General features: G+C 43.8%; 9 protein-coding genes and 3 tRNA genes. 5 read left to right on the plus strand and 7 right to left on the minus strand.

The features are described 5' to 3' along the window. Positions 1 to 146 precede the first annotated feature (146 nt). The 3 genes from BM100_RS04480 to BM100_RS04490 are packed head-to-tail and all read right to left on the minus strand — an operon-like array spanning position 147 to position 3851. A complete protein-coding gene (locus BM100_RS04480) occupies positions 147 to 1547 on the minus strand; it encodes a tryptophanase (protein WP_092508345.1) in 1401 nt (466 codons plus the stop codon). 38 nt (positions 1548 to 1585) lie between these two features. Further along, positions 1586 to 2287 carry a DUF6875 domain-containing protein gene (locus BM100_RS04485; RefSeq protein WP_092508347.1) on the minus strand — a complete coding sequence of 234 codons (702 nt, stop codon included), beginning with the start codon at positions 2285 to 2287 and terminating at the stop codon, positions 1586 to 1588. 49 nt (positions 2288 to 2336) lie between these two features. After that, positions 2337 to 3851: an MFS transporter gene (locus BM100_RS04490; protein WP_175494909.1), complete on the minus strand. Its 1515-nt coding sequence runs from the start codon at positions 3849 to 3851 to the stop codon at positions 2337 to 2339. Between the two features lie 187 nt (positions 3852 to 4038). On the opposite strand from BM100_RS04490, the gene BM100_RS04495 reads away from it, so the two are divergent. Continuing rightward, a complete protein-coding gene (locus tag BM100_RS04495) occupies positions 4039 to 4965 on the plus strand; it encodes a LysR family transcriptional regulator (protein WP_092508349.1) in 927 nt (308 codons plus the stop codon). A gap of 143 nt (positions 4966 to 5108) precedes the next feature. On the opposite strand, the gene BM100_RS04500 is transcribed toward BM100_RS04495, so the two are convergent. Continuing rightward, positions 5109 to 5184: transfer RNA gene (locus tag BM100_RS04500), tRNA-Gly, on the minus strand. Positions 5185 to 5542: 358 nt separating this feature from the next. Here BM100_RS04500 and BM100_RS04505 point away from each other — a divergent pair. After that, on the plus strand, positions 5543 to 8923 hold the full coding sequence (locus tag BM100_RS04505; RefSeq protein ID WP_092508351.1) for an indolepyruvate ferredoxin oxidoreductase family protein: 3381 nt from the start codon (positions 5543 to 5545) through the stop codon (positions 8921 to 8923). Between the two features lie 123 nt (positions 8924 to 9046). Here the strand turns inward: BM100_RS04505 and BM100_RS04510 are convergent. Then, positions 9047 to 9122: transfer RNA gene (locus BM100_RS04510), tRNA-Gly, on the minus strand. A 593-nt stretch (positions 9123 to 9715) separates the two neighbouring features. Between BM100_RS04510 and BM100_RS04515 the strand changes: the two genes are divergently transcribed. Beyond that, the gene (locus BM100_RS04515; RefSeq protein ID WP_092508353.1) at positions 9716 to 10072 is read left to right on the plus strand and encodes a hypothetical protein; all 357 of its coding nucleotides are present in this window, start codon (positions 9716 to 9718) and stop codon (positions 10070 to 10072) included. A gap of 4 nt (positions 10073 to 10076) precedes the next feature. Here the strand turns inward: BM100_RS04515 and BM100_RS04520 are convergent. Next, a tRNA-Gly gene (locus BM100_RS04520) sits at positions 10077 to 10152 on the minus strand. 249 nt (positions 10153 to 10401) lie between these two features. Beyond that, positions 10402 to 10947 (minus strand): oligoribonuclease, encoded by a 546-nt coding sequence (gene orn, locus BM100_RS04525; RefSeq protein ID WP_092508355.1) that lies wholly within the window; start codon positions 10945 to 10947, stop codon positions 10402 to 10404. Positions 10948 to 11056: 109 nt separating this feature from the next. On the opposite strand from orn, the gene rsgA reads away from it, so the two are divergent. After that, positions 11057 to 12115 (plus strand): small ribosomal subunit biogenesis GTPase RsgA, encoded by a 1059-nt coding sequence (rsgA, locus tag BM100_RS04530; protein WP_092508357.1) that lies wholly within the window; start codon positions 11057 to 11059, stop codon positions 12113 to 12115. Between the two features lie 97 nt (positions 12116 to 12212). Continuing rightward, the gene (gene asd, locus BM100_RS04535; RefSeq protein WP_092508503.1) at positions 12213 to 13130 is read left to right on the plus strand and encodes an archaetidylserine decarboxylase; all 918 of its coding nucleotides are present in this window, start codon (positions 12213 to 12215) and stop codon (positions 13128 to 13130) included. Positions 13131 to 13174: the final 44 nt, after the last annotated feature.

Raw genomic sequence — 13174 nt, forward strand, 5'->3', positions numbered from 1 at the left:
CCATCGTGATCGTGAATAATAGGTGGGTTAATTTAATCAATGGAGGTTATCGTTTTTATGTGCGCTATATTTCAATTTAATTATCTTCTAATTTAAATAGTGCCAATGTTTTTTCACTGGCACTTATTGCTTTTGCTGATTTTTCATTAACGTTCAATTTCCCTGAACCGAGAAGTAAATAGCCTTAATATTTTAGGTTCATACACAAATTCAAGCGGTTTTATCATATTCGCCTTTTTCACCACTTCAATCAGCGAATCCGCGACATAACTCATATGATTATCAGTATACGTTCGGCGTGGGATAGCTAATCTCATGAACTCAAACAAAGACGGCTCCTGTATCCCGGTAATCGGGTTTCTTCCCATGATTAACGAACCTATTTCAATTGATCTAATGCCGCCTTCCAAATACAAGGCATTACACAGCGCCAAGGCGGGGAAATTCTCCGGTTTAATATCAGGCAGTATTTTACGTGCATCAACATATACAGCATGCCCCCCGACAGGAGTTTGGATAGGAATACCTGCCTGTTGTAATTGATTGCCCAGATATTCAACTTGCCCGATTCGGCTCCGCAAATGATCTTCATTCAATGCTTCCTGCAACCCGATAGCCATAGCGGCCATGTCTCGTCCTGCCAGCCCTCCGTATGTCACAAACCCTTCCATGGGCACACATCTAAGCTGAACTTGTTTAAATAGAAAAGCATCATTACGGAAACAACATAAGCCGCCAATATTCACCATGCCATCTTTTTTGGCTGACATCGTAAATATATCTGCTTCACTAAACATTTCTTTAACTATTTGAGATATGCTCTGATTAAAAAACTCACTCTCTCTTTGTTTGATGAAATAAGCATTTTCTGAAAATCGCGCGGCATCAATAATAACAAGAATACCCGCATCGTGGGCCATTTTTGCCGCAGCACGAATATTTTCCATGGAAATCGGTTGTCCACCTACACTATTACAGGTAATTGTTATAATAATGGCGACAATATTCTTCTTATTGTTTTTAATTTCATTGGCTAGTGCATTTAAATCAAAATTACCCTTCCAGTCATCTGCAATTTCTGTCTGTAAAGAAGAAGAGCAAATATAATTTTTAGCCTTGCCTCCTGATAACTCGATATGGGCTTGTGCGGTTTCAAAATGGTGATTGGACAAGAATACTGGCTCAGTAACGCCTTTTTCCTTGGCTAACTCAACAAGGACTGGAAACAGGATTTGTTCTGCTCCCCGCCCCTGATGCACTGGGATAGTATATTGATAATCAAATATCTCTTTAACAACCTGCGATAATTGATAATAACTTTTACTTCCTGCGTAAGATTCATCACCCAAAAATAGGTTGGCCCATTGCCTGTCACTCATGGCGCCAGTACCGCTATCGGTAAGTAAATCTATAAATACATCTTCTGCTTTTAAGAGAAAAGGATTCAATCCCGCTTCTATTAATGCATGTTGACGTTGAGCTTTAGTTGTCACTCTTATTGGTTCAACCATTTTAATACGCCAAGGTTCCGGCAAAGATTTAAACATGACGGTTACCCTCAAATCATAATTATCGATTCAAAATACTATTGGTACATTAGGTACTTTTCCAATACAGTAATTCGCTCATTATCCAACGATGATTTTCTCTCGCTATTTAAGATGTGTTTTATGGAATTCACGCCACGCTCACCATATTTATTAATATATTCTTCGACAAATTCCATTGATTCTGAAAGAAATACGATATCTGCTTCCAATATTTCCCTGATGGCTAATAGTGGTATGGGAGAACGTAAAGGGTAAAAATTAGCATTCCATAATCCTCTTTTTTTACAAGAGCTAAAAAATTCACCAAACATTAACCCCTCATGTAAAAATACTGGTTTCATTTCCTGATGAAAACGAGCCAGCGCCTTTACTGAGATATCACTCCATACGCTCACAATCGTCTTAAATTGGGCGTCTTCACCTTCCTGTGGCTCTTGCTTATGAAATAGATAAGCAAGACTGATAATATCTTGTTTAATATCCTCCTCTTTTCGTCCTTCGGTTTTTATTTCAGTAAGCCAAAATGTTTTCTTTTTAATGGAAATAGGCGTATAGGGGCAAACAACGCCTGCTCTACCTAATTCCGGATGTGGATGACATAAGTAATCAATGCTCCATTGAGCAATCGTCTTTAATGCACTTGAAGTGGTTTCCTCAGACGATAGCACGTCTGATATCGGAATAAGTTTTGGGGCAGAATATGATTGTTCCGCTGATGGAAATAAATTCGTTTTCATAATAACATTCCCAAGCAAAGTTATTATAATAGCTTTATTAATATGTACATTAATTTGAACGTATATCTATACGATCATCTCTCAAAGCCAAAAAACAAATAACGGCAGCCAATAATGTTATTCCCACCAAGGCATAAAGCAGAAGGCTAAACGCATCACTATAAATGGCCATCAAGTCCTGTTCTGATAAATGGGCAAACAGTCCTTTGGCATGCTCAAAATTTCCCGTTGTCAGATTATTTGCTGCTGCCGAAATCACATTATTTGACGGTTGAAGGGAAGCCTGTCGCAAGCCCACGTGCAGAAGGGAATTTAACATTGCCAGTGATCCCGCCACACTTATTGCTTCACCACAAGCTCGCATTGTCGTGAAAATGCCTGTCGCCATCCCCGCCCGTTCAATCGGAACGACCCGGATTGAAAGATCATCCATCAACCCCCAAGGAAAACCCGTGCCAATACCAATCAACAATAGTGGAAATATCCACATGGTGGGTTCGGAGCCAACAGCCATATTCGCTAGCCATGTTAGTCCAATGGTTGCACACAGTAAACCCATGCAAGAGAGTACCGGAGGTGAAATCCAACGGGTCAGCAAGGCCGCCAGGAAAGGCACAAAAAGCATTGGCGCTGACAGTGCAATTATCATCTCTCCTGCCTGAATTGCGTTATAGCCTTCAATGCCAATCAGACGAAGAGGCAACAATATCAGCAAAACAATAAAACAGATGGCCGTTGCCAATGGTAGAAACTGTACTCCCACAAATCTTTTGATCCGAAATAGGGAAATATCCAACATTGGACGTGCATGAGTTAGCTCACAGGCAATGAAAATAGCTAACATTGTTACAGAGGCACTGAGTAGCAAAATAACAGTGAGGCTGCTTATCCCACTTTGCGGAATTTGCATGATGCCGAATGTCAGCAAGACTAAAAATGATGTAAAGCTGACCAACCCCTTGATATCAAGCCTGCCCGCATCGGGATCTCGCGATTCCCGCATGTGGAACCCGCCGATTATCAATGCAATGGCACCGAATACCGCCCCCAGCAGAAAAACCGAGCGCCAGCCAAAAATCTCTATCAAAATGCCTGATATCACCGGCCCGAATGCCAAGCCTGCACCAAAGGCCGTTCCCAGCAATCCAAAAGCCTTGGTTCTTGCACGCCCGTCAAACTCCTGAGCCAAGGATGCATTTCCTCCCGCCATCGTTAAGGCGGCAAAAAAACCTTGGAGACCCCGTACTAAATCTAGAAAAATGACATTGCTGGCAACACTGACAATGATCGAAAAGAGCGTGAAGCCCGTGATGCCTATTACAAACATCTTCTTGCGCCCATATTGATCAGCCAATGCTCCCGCAGCCATGACCGCACTACCAAAACTTAATGCAAATGCATTGATAACCCAAGATAACGCAATTCCGCTGCCGCCCAATTCGTTTTGGATCGCAGGCAAAGCCATTGCCGGGCCTGTATATTCCAAGGGCAGAATAAGCCCGGCCATACAAACAGAAGCTAAAACCCAGTAACGGCTCAATGATTTTTTCTGCACTATTTGCATGTTGCATTCTCCACAATATCTTTCGATAAATGATTTTCAAGGAATGCCTTTCAATACATTCCCTTCGGTCAATAGATTTCAATCAATAGGTTTCAATCAGGAGAAAACTTTCTCGAAAGTTTGATTTTACTTATGTAAAAACAGCAATAATATTGCTATATGCTCAAATATTAATTGCGGAAATAGCATGAATTACGATCTGGCACTCTGGCATCTCTTTTTTCGCATTGTTGAAAGAGGCAGCCTGATAAAAGCAGCAAAAGACTTACACATAGATCCTTCTGTTGCCAGCCGACGGTTGGCAACACTTGAACATCAGCTCAAAGTCCAATTGATCAATCGTTCGACCAGAAAACTTAGTCTGACAGCGGCAGGAGCCGTGGCATATGAACAAATGCGTCCATTGCTGGATGAAATAGAGGGTGTATTGGGTGATATCAGCAATAAATCATTGGCTGGAAAAATCAAAATAACTGCTCCAGTGAATTTCGGGGAACATTATGTCACGCAATGGCTGACGATTTTTCAACTCCGGCACCCCGATATTACTTTCGACTTGGTACTTTCGGATCAGTGTTTGGATCTTCGGCAAGAAGGCATTGACCTTGCCATCCGTATTGGGGAACTGCCGGCTTCGACCTTGATCGCCAAGAAGTTGGGCAATATGTCGAATGTATTGTGCGCCAGTCCTGAATATTTGCTGAAACACGGGACACCAGAACACCCCCAAGACCTGAGTTATCATAAATCGGTGATTTATTCTCTCCATCAGAATACCTCCCCAACCCGCTTGCAGTTTTCTCGTGGGCATGCCGTAGAGCACGTAGATCTATCCGGTAATTTTTATCTGAATAACGTCGGGGCAATTTACCAAGCCGTATGTCATGGCGTCGGAATTCATGCCGGCCCCGCCTGGCTTTTCAATGATGCCATTCTCAATAAAAAATTGGTCAGACTCTTACCTGACTGGCAGCTACCGACGTTGCCGGTTCATCTGCTGAGAATGAAAAGTCACTATGTTCCCAGCCGAATATCAGCATTAATTGATTGGATAACGTTGCGTTGGAAAGATAATGAAGCTGAAATCAAATTATCACAAGATATCAACCAGTGATGGCGGAACCTGACAAATGCCATAGAAACTATCTACCAGCGATTTGGTTTCAATGGAGTTTGGCTACGGTAAAGAATATAAGGAAATACTGTCTGGAATTATGGTGAGGGGATAACTTTCTGTAAGATTTGAATTTTATGATTTGGAGCGGGAAACGAGACTCGAACTCGCGACCCCAACCTTGGCAAGGTTGTGCTCTACCAACTGAGCTATTCCCGCGTCGCTGATGGCTGTGTTAGCCAGAGATGTCTGATTGTTTGTTTCAAAATGGATTTTTTTGAATCTGCATATCAGGAACGGGCGCCATTATGAACGTGTTCCGGTAAGATGGCAAGTCCTTTACATGCATAACCGCGCCAACCGCTCAAAAGATACTCTTTCTCCCTTCAACACAAAAAATACGTACCATAATCTAGACAATTATCTAAAATAAACAGCAACTAACCTGCAACATAAATAACACATTTAAACTACATCTAATAAGATTTATGCTTGTCGTTAGTATATTAGGGAAATAGATTAGCATCTATTTTGGTAGCAACTTAGATGATTATTCTCTCCAGAGAGGGTCAAAGATATGGCTCGACATTATCACTCTAAATTCGTTACAGGCACAGAAGCTCTGGTCGACCTTTTACTTGCTCAGGCTGGAATGGATGAAACCCACAATCTCAGTACAGCAGGGTTTGTTTCAGGCTATCGCGGCTCCCCTTTAGCGCGTTTAGATCAAGTATTATGGCAACACAGCAAAGAACTTATTCAAGCAAATATTCGCTTTCAGCCCGCAATTAATGAAGATCTCGCAGCAAGTGCACTGATAGGCACGCAAAAAGTAGAAACTGATCCTGACAAACAAGTCAGTGGTGTTTTCGGGATGTGGTATGGCAAAGGGCCGGGCGTGGATCGCTCCGGTGATGCACTCAAACATGGCAATGCTTATGGCTCTTCCCCACACGGTGGTGTACTTGTTATCGTCGGGGATGACCACGGTTGTGTCTCCTCTTCGATGTCCCACCAATCCGATCTCAGTCTGATGTCATGGAGTATGCCTATTTTACATCCGGCATCGGTTGCCGATTATATTGATGTCGGCTTATGGGGCTGGGCCGCATCCCGCGTGAGCGGCGCATGGATTGGATTCAAGGCAATCAGTGAGGTCGTGGAAAGTGGCGCAGTCCGGGTAGGTAAGCCATACCCTGAGTATAAAATACCTCAGGTTGATCCCGGGCCTGACGGGCTTCATTGGCGCTGGCCCGATCTCCCCGGCCCACAGATTGAAAAACGCCTAGCCTATAAACTCAAAGCTATTGAAGACTTCGCCAGACTGAATCCCATCGATTTCCTCCTTGCCCCCTGTGAACATCCGAAAGCCTTATTAGTCACGGTTGGCAAAGCTCATCAGGATGTCATGGAGGTTCTGCGCACCGGCGGTATAACGCCAAACGAACTGGCACAGCAAGGAATCGCGGTTCTCCATGTCCGTCTGGTTCATCCCCTGTCACCCCTTCTTGCTGAACTCGCAACACAGGTCACTGATATCTTTGTCATTGAAGAAAAAGCCGCTGTGGTTGAAATATTACTTTCGCATCAGCTGGTTAAGTTGGAGAAAAATGTCAGGTTGATAGGCAAGCACAATCATCTTGGCCAAAAATTATTGCCAGCGGACATTGAATTGCGCCCTTCTCGTGTCGCCGCTCCCCTTGCCGGATGGCTACAGCAATTCAACCTGTTTCTTTCTGTGCCACTAGAATGGTCGGCAGCCACCACTACATACGATAACAGTTTGCCAAAACGTACACCTTATTTCTGCGCAGGCTGTCCTCACAGCACATCAACCCGCTTGCCAGAAGGAAGCCATGCTCAAATTGGTATCGGATGCCATGTCATGGCTGCCTGGATGGATCGCAGCACAGGAAACGGCCTCCTGCCGATGGGAGGGGAAGGCGTCGACTGGATAGGCCATTCTCCATTTATTAACCGCTCCCATGTATTTCAAAATCTGGGGGACGGCACCTATTTTCACTCCGGTCACTTGGCCATTCGGCAATCCGTAGCAGCGGGAAGCCGCATTACCTATAAGCTACTGTTTAATGAAGCGGTAGCCATGACCGGCGGGCAACCAGTGGAAGGCAACATTACTATCCCGCAAATTGCCTCCTCAATGCTCGCGGAAGGCGTATCGGAAGTTGCCGTCGTAACGGAAGATCTCGGTAAATATAAAGACAAAAACATCCTTCCGGCTAAGGTAAAGCTATATGGCCGAGATTATCTTGAAGATGTGCAAAAGCGTTTTCGGGAAATAGTGGGCGTAACAGTGATCATTTATGAGCAGGCCTGTGCGACGGAACTGCGCCGCAAAAGAAAGCGTGGCCTAATTCCAAAAGCGCCGCGCCGTGCCGTTATTAACGAATCGGTCTGTGAAGGATGCGGTGATTGTCAGGTACAATCGAACTGCCTTGCCGTTATTCCTACCAAAACCCCACTGGGGACTAAACGCAAAATAGATCAGCACGTTTGCAACTCTGATTTATCTTGCCTGAAAGGATTTTGCCCCAGCTTTATCACGGTTGAGAATGCTAACCCCCGCCCCGATCTCAGCAGAATCATCTCTTCAGATGATCTGGAAAAAATGATTTCCCAATTGCCGCAGCCAATACTTCCCTCTGTGGATAACCCTTATGAAATCCTATTGGTGGGTATCGGCGGAACAGGTATTGTTACCGCAGGACATTTATTGGCAAATGCAGCTCAGATAGATAATTGCTCGGTTAGCCTACTCAATTTTACTGGTTTTGCCCAAAAGGGAGGTGAAGCCATAACCCATGTTCGGTTAAGCCGCGATAGAAGCAAATTGCATCAAGTCAGAATTGATAAGGGGCAGGCTGATCTGGTTATTGCGGCTGATTTGGTTGCGGCCACTGGGCAAAACTCATTGGAAGTGATGTCACGGGGTTTAACGAAATGCATACTGAATACTCATGAAACCCAAGTCGGCACGATGCTCAGAGATCCCATATTGGATTTAGACCACCCCAAAATGCTTAATACCCTGCATCAGCACATCCAAACACTGCGCTCAATTGATGCAGAGATCATGGCTTCGCATCTGGTGGGGGACAGAGATCAAACAAACATCGTGTTGATCGGTTATGCATGGCAGCAAGGCAAGCTCCCAATCGCGCTATCTTCTATCGACATTGCCATCCAAGAATTGGGGCATGCCGCCGATAAAGCCCGCAGAGCCTTTCACATAGGTCGCATTGCTGCGGAACAGCCGGATATTTTGCAGGAACGTCTGGGTATTCATCCGAAAGAAAGCATAAAAAATTTAGATGATCTGATTATGGAAAGGTATCAATTGTTGGTTGAATATCAAAACGAACAATATGCCATGCGCTATCTCAGCCGTATTGCACAGGTTCAGATCGCTACCCAACAAATTGATGCAGAAAATCTTACCAAATCCATTGCTGAAAATTTATTCAAATTGATGGCGTATAAAGATGAATATGAAGTTGCCCGTCTCTACACTAAAACCGGTTTCTTCGATAATCTTCGCTCACAGTTTGATAATACGGATGACATTCGTTTTCACCTCAGCGTGCCTCTTTTTAATCGTAAAGATCCCCGCACAGGTCAACGGGGGAAAAGCGAATATGGCCCGTGGATTATTCCTGTATTTCGCTTTCTGGCCAGATGTAAATCACTTCGCGGTACAGCTTTCGATGTCTTTGGTTATCAGGAAGAGCGTAAACAAGAAAGAAATTTGCTTCTCGAATATGAGCAACTCATTGATTTTTTGATAGGAAAAATGGACTACAATAATTTGGCTACCTGTCAGAAACTCGCAGAGCTTCCCGATCAAGTACGTGGTTTTGGTCATGTGAAGCAAAAAGCAATAAAAAACATGATGGAACGTAAGGAAATATTGTTGAAAGAGTTGGAAAAGGCGGTGTAATAATGACAGTTAAGCGCTAGTGAAAGTCGGTAGAGAGAATTAAGAAACGAAAAAGCGCCTTTAGGCGCTTTTTCGTATTTACTGCGGAATTGCAGGCTTCTATACAATCTACAATCCTGAATTTGGAGCGGGAAACGAGACTCGAACTCGCGACCCCAACCTTGGCAAGGTTGTGCTCTACCAACTGAGCTATTCCCGCATTTTTGATAATTTCTATCATCTCTTATTAATTCATTGTGTCAGAGTTGGCTAATCACAGCCTATAACACATTGATAAATAAATATTTTCTATTACAAGAATAATAAGAAGGACGCTATTATTACTTTGTTTGGTAGCGATGGCAAGTCTTTTACACACAACTTAATTCCAAATGCTCAAAATACATCCTAAATGGCGTAAAAAAGAAAAATGGAATGCTGTTGATTACGGGGCATTGACGAAATGATAAAGGCATATTGAATTATTATTCAATTATTACATTGAATATTTTAAATTTGTAAGTCATTTTATTTTATACTTCAACTTATCAATCAGGAAACTTTCCTCATTCATTTTGCAGCATTGCTGTCACTACAAACCAAGATATCGTTGTCAATAAATAGGCAAATCTCATCACGAATCGAGTTCAATTGAAGGAAAAAACCTGAAAGCCTCATCAGAAATGAGGTCATCAGTACCGAAACAACAAAGCATACCCATTACCATCTATTTACTTGGGCTGACTATATTCACACTCACAACCTCTGAATTTATGGTTGTAGGTATGATGTCATCGTTGACGGATGTGTTTGGTGCCACTGCTGATATTCGCCCTTTTCCCAGAGAATCACTACATCAGTGTCATTGCTTTTTTAGTTATCGGTCTTGTCGGTGTGCCGATGAGTCCAGCAATGATTACACGAGTGATGCGGGTCTCGAATGCAGGCTCATTAGTCAACAGCGGGCTGGCATTTATTTATTGCGTGGGCTGGCGGGTTAAATATCGGAGCAGGATATGGATTGATTGCACCACTGTGGATTGGGTTAGTTCTGGCTATTTTTGCCTTGCTTTCACTCGTACCTTCCAAAGTCAGGATTGCAATGAAGCCGTCTTGATGACTAAGAGAACTATCTTAGATATTGAAGATTTAACGTATGGAAAAAATTAAGATTTGGAGCGGGAAACGAGACTCGAACTCGCGACCCCAACCTTGGCAAGGTTGTGCTCTACCAACTGAGCTATTCCCGCTTACATTTCGATATGAAATATTTTGGTATGTTGCTTGGTACTTTTGAAATTCTTCTCCGGTACGGGGAGCGAATTATACGGGGAATTATTCTTCTGACAAGCCCTAATACACAAAAAAATCGTTTTTTTCTCTGATTGATGATTAAATCGGCAAATTATCCGCTTAATCATCAACCACAGATTTCGTTATCGACCCAAATACTATGCCAATACACCCGGCACCAAATGCAGTGCTCTGCTTTTGGCCATCTACTTCTGAATAAAATGCTCGCGGTAATACACCAGCTCTGCAATGGATTCCCGGATATCATCCAATGCCTGATGGGTATTTTTCTTGCTGAATCCCGCGAACATTTCAGGTTTCCAACGGCGTCCCAATTCTTTTAATGTACTGACATCCAAATAACGGTAGTGAAAATATTTTTCCAATTCGGGCATATAACGGAACAGAAAACGACGATCTTGCCCGACACTATTGCCACAAATGGGGGATTTCCCTGCCGGAACCCACTGCTCAAGAAAAGCAATGGTCTCTTTTTCAGCCTGGGCATCATCGAACTGGCTTTTTTTCACACGTTCAACCAACCCGCTGGCAGTGTGCGTCCGGACATTCCAGTCATCCATCAATGCCAACTGTTCATCAGGCTGATGAACCGCTATCACAGGCCCTTCCGCAAGGATATTCAACTCCGAATCAGTAACGATGGTCGCAATTTCAATTATGCGATCGCGCTCTGGATCTAACCCAGTCATTTCCAAATCTATCCAGATAAGATTGTTCTCACTTTTTGACATGATATATCCTAGTTTCCTTCAAACAGGTAGTCTGTATCCGTGATGTATCATAACGTTTTTGATCACACACAGCGATAATCAGCAAGATAGATGAAATAAGTGAGGTTCGGTGGCTAAAAGTAAACTCTCCAAAGGGCAGCAACGCCGCGTGCAAGCTAACCATCAGCGTAGGCTGAAAAAGGTTGATACCCATAAACCAGAGATGGATGACAGCCAGTTTGGTGAGCCACAAGAAGGATTGGTGATCAGCCGATTCGGCCAGCATGCCGATATTGAGGCCGCAGATTCTTCTGTACAGCGATGCAACATCAGAAGAACTATTACCTCATTGGTGACCGGCGATCGCGTTGTATGGCGACCCGCTCTGCAACGCCAATCTGACGTCAAAATTAACGGGATTGTCGAAGCGGTGCATGAGCGTACTTCCGTTCTCACTCGCCCTGATTATTACGATGGCATAAAACCCATTGCATCAAATATCAACCAAATCGTGATTGTTTCCGCTATCTTGCCTGAACTCTCACTGAATATTATCGATCGCTATTTAGTCGCATGCGAAACGATTAATATCGAGCCTTTGATCGTACTCAATAAAATCGATCTGCTTGATGCCGAAAGCCGTGAGTGGGTCAACAGTGTGATGGATATTTATCGCGATATCGGCTATCGCGTGCTGGAAGTTTCCAGTTACACCGGTGAAGGGATGCCTGAACTGACGGCAATGCTGGCAGATAAGATCAGTATTTTTGCAGGGCAATCCGGAGTCGGGAAATCTAGCCTGCTCAATGCGCTCCTGCCGGATGATGAAGCTGACATTCTGGTCAATGAAGTCTCTGATAATTCCGGGTTGGGCCAACATACCACCACAACCGCGCGCCTTTATCACTTCCCGCAGGGAGGAGATGTGATTGACTCTCCGGGTGTCCGTGAATTCGGATTATGGCATTTAACGCCAGAGCAAGTGACACAAGGTTTTATTGAGTTCCATAAATACCTAGGCGAGTGCAAGTTCCGCGATTGTAAACATCAAGATGATCCAGGGTGCGCCTTAAGGGAAGCATTGGAACAAGGCACCATCGCAGAAGAACGTTTCGAAAATTACCATCGAATTCTGGAAAGTATGTCACAGGTTAAACCGCGCAGAAATTTCACAGGCGGCGAAAAATAAGACAATAATTAACAAGACCCTGACATTAAAAATAATGGCAGGTACAATAGTAGACTTTTGTCCAATTTGCCAAGAGAAAGTCAAAGAGGTTGACGTGCTGGATAATATTAAAATCAAACTACAATATTTGCTGCCAAAACAATGCATTACAAATTTGGCAGGCTGGTTCGCCAATAAAAAAGCGGGTTGGCTGACACAACTTGCAATCAAGGCTTTTGCTAAAGCCTATAAAGTGGATATGAATGAAGCGAAAAATCCTTCGTTTACCGCTTACTCAACATTCAACGAATTTTTTGTTCGCCCCTTAAAGGACGAGATGCGCCCGATTGTTGATGGAACGCATCAGTTGGCACTGCCGGCAGACGGTGTTGTCAGCCAGCTTGGGGCAATCCGGGAAGATCAAATTATTCAGGCCAAAGGCCATTATTACACCGTAGAAGCTTTGCTGGCCGGGCAACACCAAATGGCCAAGCAATTCAGCAATGGCCAATTTATAACTACCTACCTATCGCCAAAAGATTATCACCGTGTCCATATGCCGTGTGATGGCGTGCTCAAAGAAATGATCTATGTTCCCGGTGACCTGTTTTCAGTCAACCTATTGACCGCCGCGAATGTACCGAATCTGTTTGCACGTAATGAACGCGTTATCTGCTTGTTTGAAACGGCATTCGGCCCAATGGTACAGATTTTGGTTGGCGCAACCATTGTAGGCAGCATTGAAACCGCTTGGAGTGGCTGTGTGACTCCTCCGCGTGAAGGTATCATCAAACGCTGGACTTACCCGTCAGCCGATCAAGAAGGAGCTGTTTCCCTCAAGAAAGGGGAAGAAATGGGTCTGTTCAAACTCGGCTCAACGGTGATTAACCTGTTTGCCTCCAATCAGATTAGTTTTGCCAACAATTTATACAGCGGTTCACAAACCCAAATGGGTGGTTTGATGGCTCAGTCTGTCACCGCCGAAGAAACTGCAATCAGCATTGATGAATCAGTGAATAAAGATATCGTCAGTTAATTTTAGACCCAAGGAGCCCCTTATTGTGCGCCTGTTTATCAGTA

The sequence above is a fragment of the Xenorhabdus mauleonii genome (assembly GCF_900113945.1).
Lineage (GTDB): Bacteria > Pseudomonadota > Gammaproteobacteria > Enterobacterales > Enterobacteriaceae > Xenorhabdus > Xenorhabdus mauleonii.